This is a genomic window from Deltaproteobacteria bacterium (assembly GCA_023382265.1).
In the GTDB taxonomy this organism is placed as follows: Bacteria; JAMCPX01; JAMCPX01; order JAMCPX01; family JAMCPX01; genus JAMCPX01.
The window spans coordinates 39,013-64,291 of the sequence record JAMCPX010000047.1; the positions used below are offsets into that span (position 1 = coordinate 39,013).

Below are 25,279 nucleotides of genomic sequence, written 5' to 3' on the forward strand. Positions count from 1 at the left end.
CGCCTATGCATGTATTACACCTTACGGAAAATGAGGGAGGTATTGATCCCTCCGAATGCAAAATTATTGTTCATGCCTGTGTCAAATTTAAGATCTCTGGCATCGCCCATCACATGGTTCAGGGGCGGCAGTTGCGGGTCAGGATGTTCGAGGTTTTTCGATGCCGCTATAAAATGCTCGTTCATCATAAGAATAGTTTCGATGGATTCAAGAGCGCCGCATGCCCCGAGCGTGTGTCCGGTGAATCCTTTGAGTGCACTTACAGGTACGGATGTTCCAAACACCTTGTTCGTTGCGGTTGCTTCAGCCAGATCACCGGCATCAGTGGCGGTTGCGTGTGCATTGATATGACCGATGTCCAGTGCAGCTAAACCGGCATCCTTAAGTGCGATCTTAATCGCACCTGCCATACCTTCTGCACTGGGATTAGTCAGATGAGAGCCGTCGCAATTTGTACCATAACCGACAATCTCGCTGTACATACGTGCTCCTCTGGCACGGGCATGTTCATATTCCTCAAGCACAAGGCATCCGGCACCCTCTCCGACAACCAGTCCATCACGATCAATGTCAAAAGGGCGGGGAGTGGAATTTGGCCGATCGTTATACTTTGTTGACGTTGCCCTCATGATGTCAAATACACCGGCATCCATAAAATGCATCTCCTCCGCACCACCCGCAAGCATGATAAGAGAGCGGCCTTCCTTTATCGCCTCATATCCAAATCCAACTCCCTGGGATCCTGACACGCACGCTGTGCACGATGCAATAACCGGTCCTTTAGTGTGAAACATCATGGCAAGATTGGCTGCACAAGTATGACTCATGAACTGAAGGTAAGTAGATGATTGCATCCCTTTGAGGCTTTTCTTGGCAAATACGTCGGCAATAAAGTCTTCCATGGCATGGGTACTACCCGCGGTTGACCCGAATGATACCCCGCATGATGGGGATCCGATTTCTTCCTCACGTATACCGGAGTCGGAGATCGCCTCCATTGCTGCAACGGCTGCCAGTATGGAAACCCTGCCCATGCTTCGTCTGTAGTTACGAGGTATAATTTTTTCATCCACATCGCCGCACACACCGGCGACCCTGGTACGCAGATGATCGATATTGTTCCATGCAGGCATTGTACGTATTCCTCCGCGCCCTTTCTGAAGCGATTCCTTCATTTCTTTCAGAGTGTTTCCTATAGGTGATCTGAACCCGATGCCGGTAACAACAACCCTTCGTCTTTCAGACATTTTTATTTTTCCCTCGCATTATTATTTCTTAAAGCTTTAAGTAAAAAATGTTTTTATGTCAATGCTTATATTAAAGTGTAGGTATAGAGATTGGCTATTTAGAATCTTATAGCAGCTATGAAGCTGAGCCCGTTTCCTGAAGGCAGTACAGAAAACTTTAGGTCAATTGGTGAATGGTCCCCGTCCGTATAATTTCTTTCGTCGAATATTGCCTTGGCAGGTTCTGTCCATATCTGCAGTTCACTTACAGATGTCCCAACGGCAAAGGCTATGAGTGCTTGCTGCCAGGATGTACCGCCTGCTTCCTTTATTCTATTCTCGTATCCCTTCCATATTACAACCGCACCTGCCGCATTAACAAGAATCCCAAGTAAATGCTGAACCCATGATTTCCCGGCCAGTTCAGCTTCGGATGATTTCTTAAGAAGCAGTTCTGCTGCCGCAAGCTTTTTGGCCCTCTCCCAGGGCGTGTTTTCCGGCATGCTCCTAAGTTCCTCTGCAGCGCTGTTCGCACTAAATGGCAGTATAAGCATACCGGAAAGGCCTATGAGAGACTCTGCCGCAGATACCCCGCCCGTTATCTGAAGTATCTTGTTGTTAGCGGCAAATGCTACGGTTAAAGGAACTATGGCTGCGCCGGAGTAGAACACAACCCAGCCGTTCCACCAGAGCCTTGCAGTGCCGGTCCCGGAATCCAGTGCCTGCTGTATATATTTAATTCTTTCTGAAATTCCATTATCATGGATCGAATCGGCATGTGCATTCACTGTTACTATTATCAGGATTAAATTAACAGTCAGGTATTTCATTAACAACTTCATAAATTTCATAATAGCATGTTCAGTGTGCGTACAGAAGAGAAATTTTTGTTAAATGAAAGATGCGTTTGATAAAAGTTAACCGCAGTATTGAACTAAAGAGCGTAAACCCAACTGCTGAGATTATTTGTAACCCAACATTGCCTGATTCATCTAATGAAGTTTATGCTGTGCTGCCTTTTTGTGCAAATAACAATATCCGTTCAATTGCATACAATTGACAATGTATTCTTATTGTATGTAATATATGTCCAAGAAAAATGGCATTAGAAAAGATCTCAAGGTATGAAATAGAAAAAGAAATCGGCCGTGGGGCAATGGGTGTTGTTTATCTCGCCTATGATCCTGTCATAAAAAGGAAAATAGCATTAAAAACGATCGATCTTCCTAATTCACTTAATGAAGAAAAAAAAAGGGCAATAACGAAAAGTATGCTTACAGAGGTGCGGTCAGCGGGTAGGCTAAATCACCCGAACATTGTAACCATATACGACTATGGTGAGGATGTTATACCTTTTGTTGTAATGGAGTACGTGGAAGGTGAATCTCTTGAAATTATAAGAAAAAAGAAATTGCGGTTTAATATTAACGAAATCCATCCAATAATAGACGGGGTAGCCAGAGCCATTGATTATGCGCATTCAAAAGATATTATTCACAGGGACATAAAACCCGATAATATTATTCTTACAAAGGATATGTGTCCAAAGGTTACCGATTTTGGTATAGCGATGATGCTTGATACATCACCAACGGATGATTCAGCTATAATAGGTTCACCCTCGTATATGTCGCCGGAACAGATCCTCGGCGGAACTGTTGATGGGACGACAGATGTTTTTGCACTCGGAATTGTAATATACTATCTCATCACCGGGGAAAAGCCTTTTTCAGGGAATACCGTACATGCTGTTACCTATAAGATTTTGAATGAAGAGCCAAAACCTCCGAGCTTTTATAATCCATCTTTAACAATGCACGTGGATGGGGTTTTATTAAAAATACTTTCCAAAAACCCAAAAGAACGTTATCAGAAAGCACAGGATGCAGTAGATGCATTGGTTAGAGCTGTAACAAAAAAAGAGGATATCACATCGGCATCGCCAAACGAGATCGGCTTACATAAAAGAGACTTCTCATCAGAGATTTCCATGGTTGATGCGATTATTAAAGATGCAACAACAAGCATGCGAAAACACCTGAGACATAAATAAAAAGAGGTGAAGATATATGGAAATAAACTGTCCTTATTGCGGTAATACTTTTACTATTAATAACATGGCAGAGAAAGACATAACATGTCCTTCATGCAATAAAACCATTTATGCCGACTCTTTGTCTTCAAACACAATGGTTGGAATAAATACAGGTGGTGAGGAAATGCCGGAAGGCATAAGAGTATCTATAACGATCCTCGAAGGAAATGATACAGGTAAAACGATTCAAATCGATAAGCCGCTATTTACAATCGGCAGAGAAAATGCGGATCTCGTCCTTAATGATTCAATGGTTTCAAGAAGGCATGCATTTATACAGTTTTACAAAAGAAGGATCGTTATAAAAGATGCAGGCAGTACAAACGGTATATTCGTCGGTTCTGAAAGGGTAACAGAAACAGAGATAAAGCACCTTGATGAGATCACGATAGGGAACAATAGGCTGCTTATTACAATCTTTCAGGATAATGAAGCAAAACAGGCAGATTCGGCAGGCAGTACGATCTTATTAAAAGAGGAGGTTTCTACAGAAAGCACAACCAGGATTGAAAAACCGGATGATATGGAATTTAAGCTCCCTTATAAGCAAAAGATTTTTCTTGATTTCATTGAAGGCTTCAACAAGGACGCATCTTATGAATTTTTTCAGGGAAAGGTCGTTATAGGAAGGACCGATGGCGATTTAACAATAGATGATCCAAACGTATCAAAAAAACATGCTGTTATTGAAACATGGTCAAGAGATACGTACTTTATAAGGGATCTCGCAAGTACAAATGGAACATTTGTAAATGGGCAAAGGATAACAAGCACAAAGCTAAGGAATAATGATGTAATAACGGTTGGTAATACAAAGATGCGGTTAAGAGTGATCAATCTATAAAAATAAATAGATTTTTTTAATGGGAGTTCTTTTATGAATAATCAAGAATTGGTTCATTCACTTGTCGAGACAAACAATACAAAACTGCTTTTAACAGTCCTTGATGGACTCGGAGGCCTGCCTGTTAATGGGTCAAGTGAGCTTGAAATGGCAAATATTCCAAATCTTAATAAGCTGGCTAACGCATCTGCATGCGGTATGCATATACCGGTTACTTATGGCATCACACCCGGCAGCGGGCCAGGGCATCTCGGCATTTTTGGTTATGATCCGTTGCAATGGGAGATAGGAAGAGGTGTACTAGAGGCGCTCGGGCTTGGCATACATCTTACAGAAAATGACATTGCTATAAGGTGTAATTACGCTCATGTAGAGTATGCCGGACAGAAGATTATTATAAAAGATCGAAGGGCGGGCAGAATACCGACGGATGAGAGTAAAAAACTTACAGCACTGCTTCAGGATAAGATACATGAGATTGATGATGTTAAGATAATATTGCTTCCGGGTATGGAGCACAGATTTGCCCTATTATTAAGATTTCCTCATGCGATTGAGCATGACGCAGATCTTATAGAAGATACCGATCCTCAAAAAGAAGGACTCGAGCCTATAAGGCCTGTGCCGTCAAACCCTCATGCCAAACGCGTTGCAGAGATTGCATTAAAGTTTGTCAATGCGAGTGCATCAATCTTAAAATCGCAGCAAAGAGCAAATTATGTTCTCCTAAGAGGTTTTTCAGCAGTACCAAAGATACCAAAATTTAATGATGTATACGGCATTAAGTCTGTTTCAATTGCTACATATCCTATGTATCTTGGCATTACAAAACTCCTTGGTATGGATACAATAAAAGTAGATGGAGGTATAGAAGACGAGATAAAGGTATTAAAAGATAAGTTTGACAAATATGACTTCTTTTATCTCCATATCAAGAAGACGGATTCTTATGGCGAGGACGGCAATTTTGAAGGTAAGAAAAAAGTACTTGAGGAGTTTGATAAAAATCTGCCTGCCATCCTATCTCTTAAACCCGATGTTATTGTTATAACCGGGGATCACTCTACCCCTTCTTTGGTAAAAGGGCATAGCTGGCATCCTGTCCCTTTACTTTTGAACAGCAGATTTGTTTTTGGTAAAACATCGTCTGCATTCACAGAAAGAGAATGCATCAAAGGAGAGCTTGGGATTTTTAATTCGATACATATAATGTCACTTTTACTTGCTAACGGCATGAGGCTTAAAAAGTTCGGGGCTTGATTTTAGTGTAGTTTTTTTCACTGTTATTTCACAGTCTGTATAACCATCCCGGGTTTCAGATATTTTAAGCGGCAGGCGATCTCCTGCGCCTTTTCATGATCACTCTTGATATGGGTTTATGTACGCCGGCAGTAAGATTAGTGAATCGATGAATTCAGATATCAGATAGAACAGGAGCAGGGCATGAACGTTCCCGGCATTATATATGCAGCTAAACAGGATATCGTTTGTTCATTGTCTCTAATGCGTTTTCTGGATTAATAAATGTAGTGGTAAGGTTGATCCACACTTGACATTGTGACAATGCGTGATTATCCATTTTTAGTAAGGTTAATTAACTTCAAAATCTAATTTTATAAGGATATGCCTATGTTAGACAGGATCGATACAAAGATCATAAGCATACTGCAAAAGGACAGCAGAACCACATACAGGGACATTGCCAAAAGGGTAAAGCTCCAGCCGCCTTCTGTTATTGACCGTGTAAAAAAGCTTGAAAAGGAAGGGGTCATAAAGAGGTATGTGACTGTAATAGACGAAAAGAAGTTGGGTGTTGATGTAACCGCATTTATAGGAGTTTATATCGAACATCCTCAATACATAGACAGCTTTGAAAAGGCTATTGCCGGTATTAATGAGGATATTCTTGAATGCCACCATGTTACAGGAGATTACACCTTACTGCTCAAGGTTAAGACTCGTAACACAACTACTCTGGAGAAACTGATCAAAGAACTGCGTGTAATAACAGGTGTGGTCAGAACATACACAATGGTCGTCTTCTCAACATTGAAAGAGGACTGTGTTGTGTCAGTGAAAGAAATACCTGAATGAGCTATACTCATGTATTATAAAGGCTCAAATCCCGGCTATCATCCCGATGAAATCAATGTTTTTTGTCCATGCCGATACCTTCAGATGCGGCATGTGTTTTAATCTCAACCTTATTTTCAAGTTTATCGTAATATTGTTTTAGGATCTCAGCAACCTCAGGTCTTGTAAACTCGTCAGGCACACCCCTGCCTTCTGACAGCGCCTTACGCAGGGCAGTTCCACTTAAAATAAGCCTGTCTTCTTTACCGTGTGGGCATGTTCTTGTTGATGCCATGCCCTTACATTTATAGCAGTAAAATGTCCAGTCAATTTTTAACGGTTTTATCTTAATCCCGTCATCAGGGACTTCATCAAATATCTTTTGTGCATCAAATGGTCCGTAATAGTTTCCAACCCCTGCATGGTCTCTTCCTATTATGATATGGCTGCATCCAAAATTTTGTCTGAAAATAGCGTGCAGCAGAGCTTCCCTGGGTCCGGCGTAACGCATTTCCATTGGATAACCTGCAACAGCAACCGTATCCTTTACAAAGTATTTTTCTACAAGCACATTAATACATTTTGTCCTGACTTCTGCCGGAATGTCCCCCTCTTTTAGCTTCCCGAGGAGTTGATGTATAAATACGCCGTCGACAACCTCGATCGCAATTTTGGCAAGATATTCATGTGATCTGTGCATTGGATTTCTCAGTTGTAACGCTGCTATTGTATGCCAGCCTTTTTGTTCAAACAGTTTTCTGCTCTGTACGGGCTTCATATAAATGTCTGAAAAGTCTTTCGGATAATAACTTTCGCTTAAAACTTTTACAGGTCCTGCCAAATTTACGTCTCCCTGATCCATTATTTTTTTTACCCCAGGATGCTGCGGATCGGTTGTTCCAAATACCTGTTTGCATTCATATAACTTATCGATTTCATACTTTTCTTTGACCTTCATGGTGCCCATCGGTTCAGATGTTTCATCATCAATTAATGCTATATCAGAGCCTGTAGCTATACTGTCGGCGATATCTTTTGTTACTGAAAGGGTTATCGGGATGGACCAAAAAATACCATCTTGCATACTATAATCATTACATACGCCTTTCCAATCATCGTATCCCATGAATCCTTCAACCGGTGTAAATGCACCTATACCCATCATAATAAGATCGGATGTTTCCCTGCTTGTTATTCTTATCTTTTTAAGTCTGCCGGCTTTTTCTATTTCCTGTTTCTTTTCATCACCCTCGAGCAATAAGGGCTTTAAAGTTTTTGATCCATGCGGTTCTACAAGTGCCATAAACTGATTGCCTCCTCCTGATTTAACTCAAGCATATTCATCTGTTTACATTGCTATCTAACATATTGAAATCTGTGTACATAGAAAATACTTCATTGGATTATAAAATAGGATGGTATGATACTCAAACCTGTCTCGGCTTGAGAACGTTCTTTATCATATTTAATGCAAATACTTTGTTTTCTGTTGTTAAAGCGCTGGTAGAGTTATCAGGTACATCAACAATGAATCCATTCATATATGCGTCCGCCGATGTGTATTGAACGCATATTTCTGTAGCGACCCCGGTAATAATAAGCCTTTTCACACGCAACTTCTTAAGCGTTTTCAATAATCGTGTTTTATAAAAACCCGAATAGGTTGTTTTGCGTATAATAATGTCGTTTTTCTGTGGTGCAAGCTCTGATACGATCTCATCTCCGGGAGTACCTTTTACAGCATGTGCAGGCCAAACTCTGAACTCAGGGTCATCGTGTTTATGTGTATCTACAAGGTATACAACCGGAACGGCATTTGATCTTGCATCATCTAAAATAGCTCTTATATTTGGAATGATCTGTTTGGCTCCCGGGACAAATAAAGGGGCATTATCAAGAACAAAATCGTTAAGCATATCTATTACAAGCACAGCAGTATCCGATGTTTTTACCTTTGACTTTTGTTTCATGCGCACCTCCATTATTAATAAGTTAAGAGTTTATCTTCAATGTTTCAAGTAAAAAGCCGTTGACCGTCATTAATTCAGCAAAGTGTAATGGATAATGTTATTGACTGCCGGCTTCTCCTTTATTATGTCTTCTTCTAACATAAATCATGGATAATGAGATCCCGATCTCATAAAGTGCATAAAGAGGGACCGCGATCAGTGTTTGATTAAAAACATCTGGCGTAGGACTCAGTATTGCACCGAGTATAAACGCTCCTACGATTGCTATCTTCCTTTGTTTTGCGAGCGTTTGCGGTGTTATAATGCCTATAGCAACAAGTATGAGTATGGCGAGCGGCATCTCGAATACGAGCCCAAATGCAAACATAAACTTTAAACAGAAATCCATATAAGCACCTATGCTCAACATGGGAACCAGGTTGCTTGCAAAGGTTAAAAGGAAATTTACTGCAAATGGCAACAGTATAAAAAAGCTGAACAATCCGCCTATTATGAACAACCCGCCGGTGCCGATCACGAATATTCTTACATACTGTCTTTCATTAGGATATAAACTGGGTTTAAGGAAAAGCCATAATTCATAAAGTACAAGCGGCAACACTACAACAAAACCGGCTAAAAACCCTAACTTTAAAGCAACCCAAATAGCTTCTGCGGGCGTTATGAATACAAGCTTTACCGGATTCTTTACATCTATATATCTCAAATATGGCATACGCTGCATGAATTCAAGATGTTTTCTTAAGGGGAATTCCATAACCCATATTAAACGATTATAAAAATAAAACCCTCCAGTTCCAGCGACCGCTATGTATATGATTGACCTTATCAGGTGTCGTCTAAGTTCTTCAAGATGTTCAAAGAAAGATGCCCTTTTTTCTTCCATTTTTTCTTCCATGTTTTATAAAGCAATTTAGCCAAAAATCGCCAAATGTCAAAAAAACTATACATACATTCAGGGGGTATTGAATCAGTGTAAACTGTGTAAAGTGAACCGTAATCCTATAACCGCTGCTCAGCCCATGAGTGCTATTTTTTTTGCGTTAGCTTCTTTATCTTCTCCTCTTTATTTTTCAAGCCCTGCTTTTCGAGCATAGGCCAGAGCATTGGCATAAGCCATGGAAACATAAGCGCAATCCTTGCTATTATACCCTGTGAATGAGGGACATAAACCTCAATCTTGTTTTTCAGGATGGCATTTGCAACACCACTTGCAACATTCTCCGGTTTCTGCGGTTCACCAAGAAAAGACATGGCTGAACCTCCATGTGTTGCCTCATAATGCAACTGCGGAGTTTCAGTTGAATCGGGCATAATGGTTGATATGCTAACCCCCGTATTCTTCAGCTCAAGCCTTACCGCGAGATCAAATCCTCGTATACCGAATTTTGTTGCAGAATAAATAGCAGAACCTGGTTCCGGGACTATGCCTGCAAGAGATGAAGTGTTAACAATATGACCGTATCCCTGTTTTTTCATGATTGGCAGTACCTCTTTTGTTCCGCGTATAATACCGTAAAGGTTGATATATATCTGTTTATCTATTGATGAATAATCTGTAACGTCTATATCTCCTGGCAGTATGATACCTGCATTGTTGCACATAACATCAATTTTACCATGTTTCTGAATTGTTTTGTTAATAAGATTTTTTATCATTTCAAGGTTTGTAACATCTGTATGCACAGCCGTTGCATCAACGCCCTTTGATTTGAGTTCTTGCTCAAGTTCTATAATTCCTCGTTCATTTATATCAGCGAGTACAACCTTTGCCCCTTCATTTGCAAACATGTTTATTATTGCCCTTCCAATCCCACTTGCAGCACCTGTAACTATTACGACCTTATCTTTAAATTTCATGGTATAACCTCCTTTCAAGCTTTTTTGCGTTTTATAACACGACAAATCATGGAAATGCAATAAAGAAGCTTACTTGTTAGATACATCGATCCGCTCTTTTTAAACACACTTTTCAGGTTAAAGATTTCTTCTACTATATGTCAGCAGTATTCAGCACTTATGCCATATCGTCATTTTATAGCTTTCTTTTTAAGAAGCTTGAAAAGATGCCTCCATCCAAAAATAAGAGGGAATCTGTGATCCCATTTCGTAAGGTTAAGTTTCTCCCCTGTTGTCCGCTCGATCTTTGTCTCAAGATAATCAACATAATTCTTGAACGTGTACACGCCTTTTGGCCATCTGTAAACGGCACGTCTTCTGCCTCTGCTTATAAATCCTTTTACATATTGCTTGGAAAAATATGCATTTATAACTTCATATTTCCCTCCCGATTTTTTTACGGTATTATTGTTTATCTCCTGTTCAAGAAGCATCGTATAAATGGTTTTATAAAAATCAGGTTCGCTTTCATAAATGCTTAGAATTTTATCGGGTGTTTCTGTTCGTATCTCCGCTCTATAGCTAAGACCAAGAAGGGTTAAAATGAATTCATCCATTGTGAATTCTTTGCCGTTAATATCGGATAAGGCGAGCATGACATTAAAGTGCAGTGCATTATAAATGTTTTCAATCAAATCAAGCAATACCTGCTCATTTTTAACATACATAATGCCGATCCTCTTCGTGAGCCTGCCTGCTATATAAAGGTCATTTGTTTTTTTTGCGTCGGCTGCATCCCTGAATCCCTTCATATCGATAACGCAGTATTTTGACGGCATGATCACGGCGTTTTTTTCTATTTTTAAGAAATAAGAATTTGGTGGAACGATATTATTTAATGCAGCATGAACACGGGATTTATAAAACCGCATATAATTGTTAACTATAATATAAAAATCAGGATAGCTGGAGTTTGTTGCCATTCTTGAGCTCAAGGTAGAACCGTAAGTAAAAATTATTTCAATGCCCTTAAATGTATTGAGAAAATAGTTGAGAAACAGGTCGGTAGTTTCTGACCGATAAGGGTAGTATTTCTTTGTTACAAGTTCTTTTATCTGTTCAGTATAATGGGTGTTCGTCGGCATTGGCTGATATGATGCTTTCATGGTTTATTATATGATCATTGTTTATCCAGTGTTTAAACTTTAAACCCATTATGTTTGTCCTTATTGATTCGGGAACAATAAAGAAATTCAATGCAGGCCCGTTCTCAATGATAACGTCGGTTTCATTATCATCTGTAAGTTCCCCGTCTATCCCATACCCTGATTCTGACTGTATCGTTACTCTGTGAGCGAGATCATTAAAAGATTTCGGATGCAGTAATTTTCCCGTAGAGAGTGTCCTGACATTTGCTATGATTTCGAACGGATCCATGGATACGGCAAGAAAATAGAAATCATATATGGCTTTCCTTTCGGGCTTATAAAATGGTTTAAACCAGAGAATAAGCTTTTTTAATACAGACGCAACGGCGATTAAGATCTTACCGTCCGCATACGGTTTATTATCTATAATAATATGCACTTTTACCTTTTCAAAATAGCTCTTTGATTTTTTATTTCCGATTATATATCCTCCAATGGCTGTTGTTACAACCGTTGTAGCTGTTTGAAAACTTGGCTGTCCTGTTGCATAATAAAGCTTCTGCAGTTTAAAAGCGATTCCGTTTGAAAATGTAAATCCATACCTTTCACCATGTTTTTTATCTGTAATTTTTAAAAGCATCATGGGTACTGTTGAGAGCTTTTCATCACCATTACGGTATCTCCGTATGTGCTGCATAATTAGCTTTACAGTCTCTACCGGATTTTTTCTTATCCCAAGGTTATTGGCAACCATGTTCATTGTTCCGCCCCTCAAAGGCAGAATGATGGGCAGTTTATTCGAAGGCAAGGATTTTATCATTTGTGTAAGTGTAACTTGCAGAGTGCCGTCTCCACCGTTGATCATCACAAGGTTTATGCCTTCCCTTTTTATAAAATCTAAAGCGGTCTCGATATCATCTGTGGAGTAGGTATCAAAGGTAAAAGTATTATCAAGTATGTAAGGAATAAACTTATCCCTGTTATAACCGTTTATCCTGTTCTTACGAGCGTTCATATTGTTTATTATGCATGAGCGAATTTCCATATTCACCCCCGTATCTATTTATATACATTTTCCAATATTTTTGTCAGCTTTTATTCCCGGCTCAACATAACAATAGCAAAATCTATCTATGCACTGATGGACCAATCAGCGTTGCTCCGGGTATAGGCTTTCATTTAGTGTCAACGCCGTTATTCCGTTTAATCCTGTAATCAATGATGGAACAGATTATATGTCCGATTGTTATATGTGCTTCTTGAATTCTTGGCGTATCCGTATGATCAATAATAACAGGAAAATCAACCATTGACTTTGCTTTGCCTCCGCCGCTGCCGAGCAAACCGATCGTTATCATACCTTTTTCTTTTGCCGTTTTAAATGCGCTAAGAATGTTTTTAGAATTTCCCGAGGTTGTAATGCCGAGTGCCAGATCATTCTTTTTACCGAGCGCATAAAGCTGTTTTGAAAATATGTCATCGAATGAATAATCATTTGCTATGCTCGTTAAAATGGATGTGTCCGTGGCAAGCGATATTGCAGGCAGGGGTTGTCTTTCTATCTTGAATCTGTTCACAAATTCTGCTGCGATGTGCTGGGCATCAGCAGCAGAGCCGCCATTACCGAAAATGAACAGGACATGACCTTCCGTGATTGCATTGTAAATTATGTCCGCTACCTCTTTTATAAGTTCTGCATGCGTGTTTATTAAGCCAAGCTTTAATTCGGCGCTTGATCTCAATTCTGATTTTATAATTCCGATTTCATCCATACCTATTTACCCGTGTAATCATAACCCCTGTATAGAGTAAACGATCGTCTGATATCACCCGTTTTATTATCAACTATGTTGATTACACCAAGCCTTTTTACCTTTTTAAAAAGTCCTTGCGTAACATCATTAAGCTGACCTGTTCCACGATCCACTATGATCATGTTTTTACCTTCTAAAGTTTTTTGATTCTGAAAATAGAGATATGCGTTTTTAGCACTATTGTTTACCTTTAAAAAATAAACCTCAGGCTGCCCTGGCAGGTAAAACGCGAGTTCTGCCGTGATGCCATAATCGGTAGCACCGACAAGTTCTCCTGATTTAATATATTTTTTTGTCTGCATTGCAAGTTGATTCCATCCGGCAAGTCTATTTGAAAAGTGGCGGGCAGGCGGGATATCAAATGTTTTATATACCCATTCCGGATAGTGTTCAAAATATGTTATCAGCAATGTAGTTATAAACATAAGTGATAAGAATGCTATTATTAGTTTTCTGTAGCCTTTTTTATATTGGTCAACGAGTAAGCTGACGCCGCCGATAAAAGGGGCGATATATCCTGCCGCGGGCCAGTTAACCTCTGCCCTGCCTTTGAAAGCGAGGAATGTTATAAATAGAAACGTCGGCAAGGATGTAGCAAGTATTACATTAAATCTCTCATCGTGTCTGAATAACCCTTTGCGTATTGAGTATAGCATTGTATAAAAAACAAGTAAGAATACAAAAGGTGTAAGCACCCCCATGTCTCCAAAAAAAAATGTTGAGAACACAAACCATGGATTATAATGCGAAGGCATGAGGCTAAGTGCCCTTTTAAACATGCCGAAACCGTGCTCAAAATTCCAGATAAAAACAGGGCTTGCCGTTATAATTGTCAATACTGCACCCAAATAAGGTTCTTTCTTAAAGAGCCAGTGCCTATTCCTGTTTGAAATAAGCACAAACAACACAACTTCAAGGCTAAAAAAGAAGAACATGTGATGGCTTAATATCCCGAGTCCAAGCACTATACCTATTAAATACCAGAGCCACGGCTTTTGATTTTTATTCAATTCAAACAGCAAGAATATGAGTATGGTCATAAACAGGATCTGAGGTACGTAATAAGTCGCTATAAATGCATTGGAAGCAACAAAGGGATTAAATATAAAAAGCGCCGTTGCTGTCAATGCTGTTGTAGGCGAGAAAAATCTGTTCCCGATCTCGTAGAAGATGATTGCCGTAACTGTTGAAAATATGTTTGCACCCATTCTGAGTGCGAATTCGGATGAACCAAAAAAATGGATCATAACCATATTGATCCACGAGATCATCGGGCCCATATCAAGGTAACTAAGGGCCGGATGCCTTGCCCAATCCCAGTAATATGCTTCATCGGGTGAAAGCAATAGATGGGCTGTTTTTATATAATAGGTGTTCAGAACAAATGCGAGCAGAATAATGCTGTACCCGATTATACGCTTTTTCATAAGGGACACCCGTAAAAGAATTTAAAATGATATTTCAGATAAAGTATGATTGTTACAAAAATAAAACCAAGCCATGCATTGTATTCTTCATGTTTTATTACAAGTTTAATGTCAAAATCTTTTGTTAGCCTTACGGGTTTTAATTTTGGGAAAAATATAGGCACCTTTGTTTTATAATCAAGGAATTCAGCACCGAATAGCTCTATGAGCATTTTCTCTTCGCCTTTAATCACATTATAATAAACAAAATAAAAGCCCGCGAGGTAGATTATGATAAATATAGCGCTGCTACCCATAATAGATACGCCAAGCCCTATAAAAAAGCTGCCGAGATATAATGGGTTTCTTGTGTAAGAGTATGGCCCATCCACAGATAACTGCTTATTCTTTTTTATATGGCCCGATGCCCATAGTCTTATCATTAAACCAATAATACCTATAGGCAGACCAACGGTCATTCCCATTATATCCGGACTGGCTGCAAAAATAAACAATATTGCAAACACAAATCCTATCTGTATACGGTATTTGGATAAAAACTTGTTCATATTTACTTCTATAGTATTTTTTTTTATTAACTGTCCAGTATTCTCTTTAAATCATTTGTTGTTTAGATTTTTTTGAGTTAACGATTTACCGTTTTGCTTGTTTTACTTTAAAATAGCTATTAATTATTTATTCCAATGAAAAGTAAAACAAAAAAACGTTTATACACATTTTTATATATCGCAGCAGGCATAATCATTGTTGCAGGCTCAGTCTCGCTTGCAATACTTTACGAGCATGTTACGGCATTGTTTCTATCAAGAGGATTTCCATCTTCTTCTATTGTTTATGCATCGCCATCATATCTCAAAAAGGGCATGGGAATATCAATGGACGCGATTCAATCAAAACTCAACACGCTTGGTTATCATCAAGCGAGCGGTATGCCGTATACGGAAGGCACGTATTCAATCTCAGGGAATAAGATTTATCTCTACACAAAAACTTTTCCCATGCCCGGATACACTATAGACCCTGTAAATGCTGTTATCAATATCTCGGATAACCGGATAGCAGATATTTTTACACGGAAACAAGAAAACTTGGACAGCGTTGAACTTGAACCGGAGGTGCTTGCAACATTTTTTGGCGATGATTTTAAAATGCGAATACCCATACGGTTATCATCTCTTCAGGACAATTTGATCAATGCTGTCATTGTAACGGAGGATGTAAGATTTTTTGAGCATGGTGCGATAGATGTTGCAGGTATAGCGAGGGCGTTTATCAAAGACGTCTTATCGTTAAGCATAAAACAAGGCGGCAGCACCATAACGCAGCAGCTTGTAAAAAATCTTTTCTTAAATAACAGGAGAACATTTAAGAGAAAATTTTTAGAAGCAGTTATGTCCATCATGCTTGCGGGCAAGTTCTCAAAGGCACAGATATTGAATGCCTACCTGAACGATATTTATCTCGGACAGGACATGTATGTAAGCATTGTAGGAATAGGCGCGGCAGCAAAATATTATTTCTCGAAAAAGGCAAATGAACTTACACTCAGTCAGTGTGCGATGCTTGCAGGCTTGATTGCATCTCCCGGCAGATACTCGCCCATTGATCATCCTGCACAGGCTATTGAGAGAAGAAACTTTGTACTTAAAAAAATGTTAGAGTACAATGTGATCTCATCCGCGGAGTATGAATCGGCAATAAAGGAACCGCTTGATATTGTCATCTCGCATATCATAGTAAAAGCAGCCCCGTATTTTGTTGATTACATATCCGATCAATTGGAAACGAAGTTTTCAAAGGCCATTCTTTCAACGGATGGATTAAGGGTATTCACAACATTGGATATGGAAACGCAGCTGATGGCAGAAAAAGCATTAGATACAGCGCCGCATAATCTTGAGGGTGCAATGATCGTCATCCAAACGGAGACAGGATATGTGATGGCTTTGATTGGCGGTAGAAATTACAGTAAAAGCCCTTTTAATAGGGCTGTCTTTTCAGAAAGGCAAATCGGTTCATCGGTAAAACCATTTATTTATATGCTCGCATTCTCAAAATTTGCAGAACGTGGATTTTCTCAAGCCTCTATCGTCAACGATGAACCCATGCATATAAAAGTAGGCAAAAATCAATGGGAACCTCGAAACTATGACAGGATTTTTAGAGGTAAAATCACTGTTAGATATGCATTACAACATTCAATAAATATCCCAGCCGTTAAAATCGGAGAAATGGTAGGACTTCAATCTATAGCAGATACTTTAGGCTTGCTTGGGCTTGGTGCCGGTATACAGCCGTTCCCCTCTATAGTACTCGGCAGCATATCTACTTCGCCACTTGATTTATGCCTTGCCTATACCATCTTTTCAAATCACGGATACGAACCTGTAATGCCTATCGGCATAAAGGCAATAACCGATATGCATGATAAAATTATCTATAAAGCCAGGCTTGCATTTAAACCGATTGGTAATGATCAAGCATGCTATATAGTAAATAATGTACTACTCGGCTCAGAAACGGAAGGCACCGGTAAAGGGTTAAGGCGGTTTGATATTAAAGGTGATGTGGCAGGAAAAACGGGCACAACAAACGACTTTCATGATGCGTGGTTTGTAGGATACACACCCGATATTGTAGCTACCGTATGGCTTGGATATGATAATGACGAAGATGTAATAGGAGAGCCTGCCGCAAAAGTCGCCTTGCCCGTAGTGGGGAAATTTCTAAGTATGTATACAACCATGTACGGAGGCAAGGTGTTTGATATCCCTTCGGGTATAAAGTTTGCATGTGTTGATAAATATACAGGCATGACGGGCTCAAGTGCAACGGCATGCGTAACCGGTGCATTTATACCCGGGACGGAACCGAAAATCAGCGGAATAAAAGGTGTGATAGATTGGCTCAAAAGGATATTCAAATAATCCTGCAATGCTTTTATTACGCGCATTATGCTTTATTCGATTATAAGGTTGTTTTTTACCGTCCCAACCCTTGCCTTTTGTAAAAAGGCATTATAATTGGTTTATATGTTAAAGATATTTAAAAGTCGTTTATCTTATAGGCTTGCATCTACAATGCTCCTCATACTTATCGTGATGATGGGTATTAGTCTGTTCATATACACAAAAACCGATAAAAGGTATATAAGTTTGATGACGAATTATCAGTTTTCTATGGTGAGTAATGCTATAAATGACCTTTTTGCAAGTACTGCGGGAAAAAACGGCCATAGCTTATCACCAAAACATATTGTAACGGATGTTGCAGAATCAGGGAATATTGATTATATAACAATATTTAATACCGATGGAAAACCCATTGTAGCGAATATCCCATCCATGCCTCCGCCATTAACAACGGTAGAGTTGAATAAATTAAGGCATGAATCTGACGACAGATCCATTACAGAGGTTTCATCAAGCTCCTTTGATTATATTAAGCCTATATTGCTTAAGCAATCGTGTATGAAATGTCATCATGGCACCGATCGGATTGGTTATTTAAAGTTGAGCTCAAGATATGATCATGTGTTTGAGCACGCTATAGAAATGCCTAAAAAACTTGGCATTATGTTTATCATTGTACTCGTTATCTTTGGTTTCGGCGCTGTAATAACAGTAGAAATTGTTGTTGCATCTCCGCTTAAAAGATTTAACAAACTGATACAAAAAGCCCAGGCAAATAATTTTCTTTCACGCGGATCATCAAACAGGATAGATGAACTCGGAGATATAGAAGAGAGTTTTAACGAGATGCTCTCAAGAATAACAGAACTTATGGCTTCAACCGTGGAGAAGGAACGGGAACTTGTAACAGCAAAAGAAGAATTGCGATACAAAAAGATACTTGAAAAACGTACCGAACAAATAGAAAAAGCAAATAAAGAACTTGAAGCAAGCTTTAGAGAGATATCGCTGTTAAACAACTTTAGCCATTATATAATATCGACTATTGATATGAATGAGCTCTTAAGAATTGCTACTACAACGATTGTGAATACACTTGGATATAGAGAATGCGCAATCCTGTTAAAAGAGAATGATACTCTCAGGGTTTTATCTGCATTCGGATTTGAGGATAATGATAAACTCATTGGTATGGAATTTAAGCTTGATGAAGGTATTAGCGGTCATGCTGCATCAACAGGTGAACCTGCCTTGATAAGAGACACATCAAAAGATATGAGATACCTTCATTATAAAGGACAGCAAATCAAAGAGGGCTCCTTTTTAAGCCTGCCGCTCAAATATAAAAATGAGGTAATAGGTTTACTCAATATAAGTAATGATATCGTAGATAGCTTCACAAAAAAGGATATAGCTTTTCTTTCTTCTATAGGTGCACAGTTAACCGTTATGGTGGAAAATGCAAAACTGTATGAAAAGACAAAGGAGCTCTCAATTACAGATGACCTTACAGGCTTGTTCAATAGACGGTATCTGAGCTTTATCCTTGAAAGGGAATGGGAAAGGGCGCACAGGACATATTCGTCAATTGCGTTGCTTATGATAGATGTAGACTTCTTTAAAGAATATAATGATAAGTTTGGGCATATTAAAGGTGATGAAGCACTTATAAAACTTTCTGATGTGTTAAGAACAAATACAAGGGGAATTGATATATCCATTAGATACGGCGGCGAAGAATTTATTATTGTACTCCCCGATACGGATATAAACGGCGCACTGATAGTGGCGGAAAAATTAAGGGCAAAGGTAGAGGAGGCATTTTTACAAAATGGGGTACAGGTTTTAACTGTAAGTATTGGTGTAGCATCGTATCCGGAGGGAAAAGTATTAAATGTCAATGAACTTTTGTACGCGGTTGATATAGCATTATATGAATCAAAAAAAAGGGGAAGGAATAAGATCACCCAATATGGGGGTATTTAAACAGGAGGCATATAGATGGCAAACTCTCGCATAGAAGAATTAAGAAAAAAAATAGATGTAATCGATGATCGGTTGCTTGAACTACTTAATGAAAGGATCAACGCGGCCATAAAAATAGGGCAAGAGAAAAAAAGGCTCTCTGCTCCGGTTTATGTTCCTTCGAGAGAAACTTTCATCGTAAGCAGACTTATAAAAAATAATAAAGGGCCTTTAAAAAATGAATCTATAAAACATATTTTTAAAGAGATTTTTTCTGCATCAAGAGCATCTGTGATGCCTCCAAAGATCGCTTACCTTGGTCCTGAAGGAACTTTTGCAAATCAAGCGGCATTGCTTGAATTCGGGAATTCCTATCCTCTGATGCCTGCAAAGAATATTCAGGATGTATTCAATGAAACAGAATATAGCAACTGTGATTTTGGGGTAGTCCCGATAGAAAACTCCATGGAGGGAACCGTATCACAAACCCTTGATCTGTTTATAGATGCCAATCTTTTTATAGTAAAAGAAGTATATGTTCCTGTTAGTTATGTTCTGGCAACAAAAGAGAAGATAAAGATTGATAAGATAAAACGAGTGTACTCGCATCCGCAGGCAATTGCACAGTGCAGAAAATGGATAAGGGAGCACCTTCCAGGGGTTGTTACTGTAGATACGGAGAGTACTGCACAGGCGGCAAAACTGATACAGAAAAGTGATTCTTCAGCAGCCATTGTCAGTGAACTTACGGCAAATATGTATAATCTGAAGTTTCTATCAAAAAGGCTCGAAGAAAATCCAAACAATGTAACGAGATTTGTCGTAATAGGCAAAATACATCCGGAGAGAACAGGGAATGATAAGACATCATTTATCTTTTCTCTAAAGGATAAACCCGGAACCCTGTTTGCCGCTTTAAAGCCGTTTGCCTCTTATAAGGTTAACATGACAAAGATAGAATCAAGGCCATTAAAGAAAAAGGCATGGGAATATCTTTTCTTTGTAGATATAGATGGACATATTGAGGATAATAATATACAAAGATTAGTTGACGAGTTAAAAGTACATACAATCTTTTTTAAATGTATAGGTTCATATCCAAAGGCACTATGATTTTTCAGGAGATAACATGACATATAAATTTGTAGCACCATACATAAAAGAAATTGTTCCATATCCTCCGGGGAAACCTATAGAAGAAGTAGAAAGAGAACTCGGCATCTCAAACTCTATAAAGATTGCATCTAATGAAAATCCTCTTGGGCCATCTCCGGTTGCCGTTAAGGCTATAAGGAAGGCATTAAAGGGTATAAACCGATATCCGGACGGCAGCTGCTTCTATCTTAAAAATAAGCTTTCAGATATGCTGAAAATAGATGCGCAGTCCCTGATCATAGGCAATGGCTCAAACGAACTGATAGAACTCATAATCAGGACGTTTCTTAAGCCGGATGATGAAGCAATCATATCCGATCCGAGCTTTCTCATATACTCTCTAACCGTAAAATCAGCAGGCGGAAAACCCATAATGGTAAAATTATTAAAAGATTTCAGCTATGATATAGACGGTATAATAAATACGATAAATAGCAAAACAAGGTTAATCTTTATATCGAATCCCAACAATCCTACAGGAACGATTATAAAAAGTAATGATTATGAAAGGCTTATAAACGGTGTGCCCGAGCACACAATTATTGTTGATGATGAGGCATACATGGAGTTTGTTGAGGATAAAGATTATCCCGACGGCGTAGAGTATGTCAAACAAAAAGACAGGAATATAATAGTCTTAAGGACATTTTCAAAGCTTTACGGACTTGCAGGTTTAAGAGTCGGCTATGGGATTACAACAAAAGAGCTCGCAGATTATATTGAAAGAGTAAGACAGCCTTTTAATGTGAATAACATTGCACAGGTCGGTGCATTGGCATCACTTGAGGACAGGGAACATGTTAAAAAAACACTCAGGAATAACCACTCAGGCCTTGCATATCTTTATAAAGAGCTCGATAAGCTTGGGATCGTATACTTTAAAACGCAGGCCAACTTCTTTCTTATAAATGTATCCCCTTACATGAAAGCAGTGGATGCGTTTAAGGCATTATTGAAAAGGGGGATTATTGTAAGAGATATGACTGGTTACGGTCTTGGTGATTATATAAGGATCAATGTTGGAAAACCAAAAGAGAATAAAAAATTTATAGTGGAACTCAGAAACCTGATAAATAGCCATGAGTAAACCATTCTATGAACAGGTTGCTGTAATAGGTATTGGAATGATGGGCACATCCCTTGCCCTCGCTATAAAGAAAAACGGTTTATCGGAAAATATAGTTGGTGTTGACAGGAACTTTGATAATCTTAAAACAGCAAAAAGGCTTCAGGCTATAGACTCATACACTGATTGTCTGAAAGATGCTATCGCAGACGCTGTACTTGTAATCTTTGCAACACCAGTTTTAGCCACATTTGAAGTGGCAAAAAGGATCGTATATGCCGTTAAAAATGATGCCATAATTACAGATATCGGGAGTATCAAAGGTGAACTTGTGATAAGAATGACAGAGCTGTTTAAGGGTCATGGTAATTACATAGGCAGTCACCCTATTACAGGAACGGAGAAATCCGGGGCAATGAATGCTGTCGAAGGGTTGTTTGAGAATAAAAGATGTATAATAACGCCCGTTGAGAAGACAGATAATTTTACAGTAGAGGCTGCAAAAAGATTCTGGGAATCAATAGGGTCCGATGTGGTAATAATGAATCCTCACGAGCATGATAGAACAATGGCAGCGGTTTCTCACATGCCGCATGCAATTGCTTATACACTAATTAAGAGCATTATGGAACAGGAGAAGGCAGGATATGCCCTATTTCAATTTGCTGGCGGCGGCTTGAAGGATTATACAAGGATAGCTGCAAGTGATCCTGTTATGTGGAGGGATATCTTTATGTCAAACTCTGAAGAGATTCTTCATGCAATTGAAGGATTTAATAAATCCCTTGGTAATCTGACGGATATGATAAAATCAAAAGACCTTAAAGGTATACATAACTTTCTAGAAGAGGTAAAAGAAGTAAGGAGGTCTATTGCAGATAAATGAACATCAATTATGTATCATTTCAACCATTGGAAAGGCTTGAAGGAATAATAATAGTTCCCGGGGATAAATCCATTTCCCATAGAGCGCTGTTCATATCATCACTTGCCTCCGGGATAAGCCGTATAAATAATATCTTGATTGCAGAAGATGTCCTGAGTACTATAGTGTGTTTAAGAATGCTTGGTGTCGATATCAAATTAACGGGGAATTCGGTTGTTGTAAAAGCAGACGGTATCGATAGTTTTAAAGAGCCTGCCGGTGTACTTAATGCAGGGAACTCGGGCACAACAACAAGGATAATACTCGGGATATTGAGTACAAGGAATTTTTTCTCTGTAATAACAGGGGATGACTCTTTAAGCTCAAGACCCATGAGACGTATCACAGCTCCGCTTATGATAATGGGTGCATCTATAGACGGTAGAGATAATGGAAACTATCTGCCTGTATCAGTAAGAGGAGGGGGACTAAAAGGTATTAATTACAATATGCCTGTAGCATCTGCTCAGGTAAAAACAGGCTTAATATTGGCATCTACCGGTGCAAAAGGTGTGATGAGTATAAAAGAGCCTATAAGCACAAGAGATCACACGGAAAGAATGCTTAAGGCAAGCGGTGTAAATTTAAAAACAGAGGACAATACTATAGAGCTTAGCTGTTCTCAGAAACCTTTGCCGTTGAATATCGTGATTCCAGGTGATTTTTCTTCTGCTGCGTTTTTTATTGGTGCCGCACTTATAGCAAAAGAATCGGATGTCTTGATAAAGGGTGTAGGGATAAACTATGGAAGAACAGGCTTGCTGGATATAGTAAAAAGCATGGGTGCAAAAATAGAACTTCTCAATGAAAGATATGAAACGGGTGAGTCTGTCGCTGATATACATATTAAACCTGCAAAACTCAAAGGCATTGTTATTGATGATAAATCTCTTATCGTAAGGTCCATTGACGAGATCCCGGTACTTGCAGTGATCGCTGCTTGTGCTGACGGAGAAACGGTTATAAGACACGCTGAAGAATTAAGGGTAAAAGAGACTGATCGTATAAAAGCCGTTGTTGAAGGTTTGACAGCTCTTGGCATAAAGGCAAAAGAACTCGATGATGGCATGGTTATACAAGGCGGAACAATAAAAGGAGGAACTGTAGACAGCCATGATGATCACAGAATCGCAATGGCTTTTGCAATATCTTCCGTAGCAAGTACAAAGGAAGTTTTTATTAATGATTTTAATGCTGTGGGTATTTCTTTCCCGGAGTTTATGGATATATTTAATACATTGAGGCATCGATGAAAAAATCTGTAATTATAGCAATCGACGGGCCTTCCGGCAGCGGTAAAAGCACTATAAGTACTGCGGTTGCCCGCATGCTTGGGTTCAATTATATAAATAGCGGCAGTCTTTACAGGGCCATTGCTTTAAAGGCTTTAAACAGCCGTATCGCGATTGAAGATGAAAAAAGTATTTCGAAAACGGCATTGAATACTATCTTTGAGATCAAAAGGGTTGGGAATAGATGGGTATTGTTTATGGATAATATAGACATAAGTCTCGCAATAAAGGCTCCAGAAATTGCTCAAGCTTCCTCTCAGGTATCAACACTATCGGGGATCAGAGATATAATCAATAAACTCATTAAGGGGATGATAAAGGGCAATACTGTTGTGGAGGGCAGGGATATTGGTACTGTCGTATTCCCTGATGCGGCACTCAAATTTTTTCTAACAGCCTCTGTAGACGAAAGAGCAAAGAGGAGATATCAAGAACTTTTATCATCACGGATTGGTAAACCGTATGAGATCATACGTAAAGAAATTGATGACAGGGATATGAGAGATACTTCAAGAGATATTGCCCCTTTAATAGCCGCTCGTGATGCTATTATTGTTAATACGGATAACATGTCTGAGCACGATGTGGTGATCAAGCTTTATGATAAGGTAAAAGCAACATTGTCTCTTAAATTTATAGATAATGTAAACGGCATAGAGCTTTATACAACAGCATCCGCTGGCTTTTGCTTTGGGGTAAAAAGGGCTATAGATATAGCCGTTAAAACGGTAAAGCAAGAAAAAGAGATCTATACTCTTGGCCCTCTTATACATAATCCACAGGAAGTAAAAAGGCTCGAGGACATGGGCATAAAACCCGTGAATGATATTGATACAATGACATCAGGAACTCTTATATATAGATCACATGGGGTTACTACAGAGGAGCATCAAATAGCAAAAGAGAAATCGTTAAAAACCATAAACGCTACATGCCCGTTTGTCACAAGATCGCAAAGGCTTGTAAAAAGTCTTACGAATAGCGGTTATTATGTGGTTATAGTAGGGGATGCCAATCATCCGGAAGTGAAAAGCCTGTTAAGCTATGCCTCCGGCGGGCAGGTAACAGCTGTAAAGAATGCACAGGAGATCAGTACAATTGGTAAGGTTAAGAAACTTGCCGTACTTGCCCAGACAACCCAGTCAATGGAAAATTTTAAAAATGTGATCTCCGCTCTTGTTGACGATGTTTATGAACTTGTTATTTATAATACCATATGTGATGCTACAAGAATAAGGCAGGATGAGGCTGCGTTGCTTGCCATGGCAGTAGATGTTGTAATCGTTGTAGGCGGGTTCAACAGCTCGAATACAAATAAGCTTGCAAATATATGTAAAGCGATTAACCTTAAGACATATCATATAGAACATCCTGTACATATAAAGGAAGAAATGTTGATAGATGCTAAAAAAATTGGTATTACGGCAGGTGCATCCACACCTATATGGTTGATCAGAGATGTTTTAATTAGACTAAAGAAGATGAGCAGAAAATTATCAAAAACTTATATATAATTGTAATTTTTAAT

Annotated in this window: 22 protein-coding genes; 11 read left to right on the forward strand and 11 right to left on the reverse strand. The window is 39.0% G+C overall.

Going from position 1 to position 25,279, the window contains the following annotated elements; genetic code table 11:
* Positions 1–14: 14 nt before the first annotated feature.
* Positions 15–1,247, reverse strand: a complete 1,233-nt coding sequence (locus M1381_08555) for a beta-ketoacyl-ACP synthase (protein ID MCL4479129.1) — start codon at positions 1,245–1,247, stop codon at positions 15–17.
* A 98-nt stretch (positions 1,248–1,345) separates the two neighbouring features.
* The gene (locus M1381_08560; GenBank protein MCL4479130.1) at positions 1,346–2,056 is read right to left on the reverse strand and encodes a hypothetical protein; all 711 of its coding nucleotides are present in this window, start codon (positions 2,054–2,056) and stop codon (positions 1,346–1,348) included.
* A gap of 269 nt (positions 2,057–2,325) precedes the next feature.
* Here M1381_08560 and M1381_08565 point away from each other — a divergent pair, with 269 nt between their 5' ends.
* The 4 genes from M1381_08565 (at position 2,326) to M1381_08580 (ending at position 6,259) form a co-directional block, all read left to right on the forward strand.
* Positions 2,326–3,279: a serine/threonine protein kinase gene (locus M1381_08565; GenBank protein MCL4479131.1), complete on the forward strand. Its 954-nt coding sequence runs from the start codon at positions 2,326–2,328 to the stop codon at positions 3,277–3,279.
* 16 nt (positions 3,280–3,295) lie between these two features.
* Positions 3,296–4,165, forward strand: coding sequence for an FHA domain-containing protein (locus tag M1381_08570; GenBank protein MCL4479132.1), 870 nt, complete (start codon positions 3,296–3,298; stop codon positions 4,163–4,165).
* Positions 4,166–4,198: 33 nt separating this feature from the next.
* Positions 4,199–5,425 carry a 2,3-bisphosphoglycerate-independent phosphoglycerate mutase gene (locus tag M1381_08575; GenBank protein ID MCL4479133.1) on the forward strand — a complete coding sequence of 409 codons (1,227 nt, stop codon included), beginning with the start codon at positions 4,199–4,201 and terminating at the stop codon, positions 5,423–5,425.
* A 369-nt stretch (positions 5,426–5,794) separates the two neighbouring features.
* Positions 5,795–6,259, forward strand: a complete 465-nt coding sequence (locus M1381_08580) for an Lrp/AsnC family transcriptional regulator (protein ID MCL4479134.1) — start codon at positions 5,795–5,797, stop codon at positions 6,257–6,259.
* A gap of 52 nt (positions 6,260–6,311) precedes the next feature.
* On the opposite strand, the gene sat is transcribed toward M1381_08580, so the two are convergent.
* The 9 genes from sat to M1381_08625 all read right to left on the reverse strand — a co-directional run bounded on the left by sat (position 6,312) and on the right by M1381_08625 (position 14,984).
* Positions 6,312–7,541, reverse strand: coding sequence for a sulfate adenylyltransferase (sat, locus tag M1381_08585; protein MCL4479135.1), 1,230 nt, complete (start codon positions 7,539–7,541; stop codon positions 6,312–6,314).
* 124 nt (positions 7,542–7,665) lie between these two features.
* Positions 7,666–8,208 carry a cysteine hydrolase gene (locus M1381_08590; protein MCL4479136.1) on the reverse strand — a complete coding sequence of 181 codons (543 nt, stop codon included), beginning with the start codon at positions 8,206–8,208 and terminating at the stop codon, positions 7,666–7,668.
* Positions 8,209–8,305: 97 nt separating this feature from the next.
* Positions 8,306–9,106 (reverse strand): twin-arginine translocase subunit TatC, encoded by an 801-nt coding sequence (gene tatC / locus M1381_08595; GenBank protein ID MCL4479137.1) that lies wholly within the window; start codon positions 9,104–9,106, stop codon positions 8,306–8,308.
* 131 nt (positions 9,107–9,237) lie between these two features.
* The gene (locus M1381_08600) at positions 9,238–10,068 is read right to left on the reverse strand and encodes an SDR family oxidoreductase (protein MCL4479138.1); all 831 of its coding nucleotides are present in this window, start codon (positions 10,066–10,068) and stop codon (positions 9,238–9,240) included.
* Positions 10,069–10,238: 170 nt separating this feature from the next.
* Positions 10,239–11,213 (reverse strand): phosphatidate cytidylyltransferase, encoded by a 975-nt coding sequence (locus M1381_08605; GenBank protein ID MCL4479139.1) that lies wholly within the window; start codon positions 11,211–11,213, stop codon positions 10,239–10,241.
* On the reverse strand, positions 11,167–12,210 hold the full coding sequence (locus M1381_08610) for a hypothetical protein (protein ID MCL4479140.1): 1,044 nt from the start codon (positions 12,208–12,210) through the stop codon (positions 11,167–11,169). The genes M1381_08605 and M1381_08610 overlap by 47 nt, the downstream gene beginning before the upstream one ends.
* Before the next feature lie 160 nt (positions 12,211–12,370).
* Complete coding sequence (locus tag M1381_08615) at positions 12,371–12,967, reverse strand: D-sedoheptulose 7-phosphate isomerase (protein ID MCL4479141.1); 597 nt, start codon at positions 12,965–12,967, stop codon at positions 12,371–12,373.
* A 2-nt stretch (positions 12,968–12,969) separates the two neighbouring features.
* Positions 12,970–14,436: a glycosyltransferase family 39 protein gene (locus tag M1381_08620; GenBank protein ID MCL4479142.1), complete on the reverse strand. Its 1,467-nt coding sequence runs from the start codon at positions 14,434–14,436 to the stop codon at positions 12,970–12,972.
* A complete protein-coding gene (locus M1381_08625; GenBank protein ID MCL4479143.1) occupies positions 14,433–14,984 on the reverse strand; it encodes an isoprenylcysteine carboxylmethyltransferase family protein in 552 nt (183 codons plus the stop codon). Before M1381_08625 ends, M1381_08620 begins: the two co-directional genes overlap by 4 nt.
* Positions 14,985–15,119: 135 nt before the next feature.
* Between M1381_08625 and M1381_08630 the strand changes: the two genes are divergently transcribed.
* From M1381_08630 to M1381_08660, 7 genes are all read left to right on the forward strand, one after another.
* Positions 15,120–17,363 (forward strand): PBP1A family penicillin-binding protein, encoded by a 2,244-nt coding sequence (locus M1381_08630; protein ID MCL4479144.1) that lies wholly within the window; start codon positions 15,120–15,122, stop codon positions 17,361–17,363.
* A 105-nt stretch (positions 17,364–17,468) separates the two neighbouring features.
* Positions 17,469–19,334 (forward strand): diguanylate cyclase, encoded by a 1,866-nt coding sequence (locus M1381_08635; GenBank protein MCL4479145.1) that lies wholly within the window; start codon positions 17,469–17,471, stop codon positions 19,332–19,334.
* A gap of 15 nt (positions 19,335–19,349) precedes the next feature.
* Positions 19,350–20,426, forward strand: a complete 1,077-nt coding sequence (pheA, locus tag M1381_08640; protein MCL4479146.1) for a prephenate dehydratase — start codon at positions 19,350–19,352, stop codon at positions 20,424–20,426.
* Positions 20,427–20,442: 16 nt separating this feature from the next.
* The gene (gene hisC / locus M1381_08645; GenBank protein ID MCL4479147.1) at positions 20,443–21,555 is read left to right on the forward strand and encodes a histidinol-phosphate transaminase; all 1,113 of its coding nucleotides are present in this window, start codon (positions 20,443–20,445) and stop codon (positions 21,553–21,555) included.
* Positions 21,548–22,420: a prephenate dehydrogenase/arogenate dehydrogenase family protein gene (locus M1381_08650; protein MCL4479148.1), complete on the forward strand. Its 873-nt coding sequence runs from the start codon at positions 21,548–21,550 to the stop codon at positions 22,418–22,420. Before hisC ends, M1381_08650 begins: the two co-directional genes overlap by 8 nt.
* Positions 22,417–23,712, forward strand: a complete 1,296-nt coding sequence (aroA, locus tag M1381_08655; GenBank protein MCL4479149.1) for a 3-phosphoshikimate 1-carboxyvinyltransferase — start codon at positions 22,417–22,419, stop codon at positions 23,710–23,712. Before M1381_08650 ends, aroA begins: the two co-directional genes overlap by 4 nt.
* Positions 23,709–25,265, forward strand: coding sequence for a 4-hydroxy-3-methylbut-2-enyl diphosphate reductase (locus tag M1381_08660; protein MCL4479150.1), 1,557 nt, complete (start codon positions 23,709–23,711; stop codon positions 25,263–25,265). Before aroA ends, M1381_08660 begins: the two co-directional genes overlap by 4 nt.
* Positions 25,266–25,279: the final 14 nt, after the last annotated feature.

Excerpts from the sequence above, each read along its gene's own strand:
- M1381_08555 (MCL4479129.1), bottom strand. The coding sequence starts at position 1,247 with ATGTCTGAAAGACGAAGGGTTGTTGTTACCGGCATCGGGTTCAGATCA.
- M1381_08625 (MCL4479143.1), bottom strand. The coding sequence starts at position 14,984 with ATGAACAAGTTTTTATCCAAATACCGTATACAGATAGGATTTGTGTTT.
- tatC (MCL4479137.1), bottom strand. The coding sequence starts at position 9,106 with ATGGAAGAAAAAATGGAAGAAAAAAGGGCATCTTTCTTTGAACATCTT.
- M1381_08570 (MCL4479132.1), top strand. The coding sequence starts at position 3,296 with ATGGAAATAAACTGTCCTTATTGCGGTAATACTTTTACTATTAATAAC.
- M1381_08635 (MCL4479145.1), top strand. The coding sequence starts at position 17,469 with ATGTTAAAGATATTTAAAAGTCGTTTATCTTATAGGCTTGCATCTACA.
- M1381_08650 (MCL4479148.1), top strand. The coding sequence starts at position 21,548 with ATGAGTAAACCATTCTATGAACAGGTTGCTGTAATAGGTATTGGAATG.
- M1381_08615 (MCL4479141.1), bottom strand. The coding sequence starts at position 12,967 with ATGGATGAAATCGGAATTATAAAATCAGAATTGAGATCAAGCGCCGAA.
- M1381_08600 (MCL4479138.1), bottom strand. The coding sequence starts at position 10,068 with ATGAAATTTAAAGATAAGGTCGTAATAGTTACAGGTGCTGCAAGTGGG.
- sat (MCL4479135.1), bottom strand. The coding sequence starts at position 7,541 with ATGGCACTTGTAGAACCGCATGGATCAAAAACTTTAAAGCCCTTATTG.
- M1381_08575 (MCL4479133.1), top strand. The coding sequence starts at position 4,199 with ATGAATAATCAAGAATTGGTTCATTCACTTGTCGAGACAAACAATACA.
- M1381_08605 (MCL4479139.1), bottom strand. The coding sequence starts at position 11,213 with ATGAAAGCATCATATCAGCCAATGCCGACGAACACCCATTATACTGAA.
- M1381_08580 (MCL4479134.1), top strand. The coding sequence starts at position 5,795 with ATGTTAGACAGGATCGATACAAAGATCATAAGCATACTGCAAAAGGAC.
- M1381_08590 (MCL4479136.1), bottom strand. The coding sequence starts at position 8,208 with ATGAAACAAAAGTCAAAGGTAAAAACATCGGATACTGCTGTGCTTGTA.
- M1381_08660 (MCL4479150.1), top strand. The coding sequence starts at position 23,709 with ATGAAAAAATCTGTAATTATAGCAATCGACGGGCCTTCCGGCAGCGGT.
- M1381_08610 (MCL4479140.1), bottom strand. The coding sequence starts at position 12,210 with ATGAACGCTCGTAAGAACAGGATAAACGGTTATAACAGGGATAAGTTT.
- M1381_08565 (MCL4479131.1), top strand. The coding sequence starts at position 2,326 with ATGGCATTAGAAAAGATCTCAAGGTATGAAATAGAAAAAGAAATCGGC.
- M1381_08620 (MCL4479142.1), bottom strand. The coding sequence starts at position 14,436 with ATGAAAAAGCGTATAATCGGGTACAGCATTATTCTGCTCGCATTTGTT.
- M1381_08630 (MCL4479144.1), top strand. The coding sequence starts at position 15,120 with ATGAAAAGTAAAACAAAAAAACGTTTATACACATTTTTATATATCGCA.
- aroA (MCL4479149.1), top strand. The coding sequence starts at position 22,417 with ATGAACATCAATTATGTATCATTTCAACCATTGGAAAGGCTTGAAGGA.
- M1381_08560 (MCL4479130.1), bottom strand. The coding sequence starts at position 2,056 with ATGAAATACCTGACTGTTAATTTAATCCTGATAATAGTAACAGTGAAT.
- pheA (MCL4479146.1), top strand. The coding sequence starts at position 19,350 with ATGGCAAACTCTCGCATAGAAGAATTAAGAAAAAAAATAGATGTAATC.
- hisC (MCL4479147.1), top strand. The coding sequence starts at position 20,443 with ATGACATATAAATTTGTAGCACCATACATAAAAGAAATTGTTCCATAT.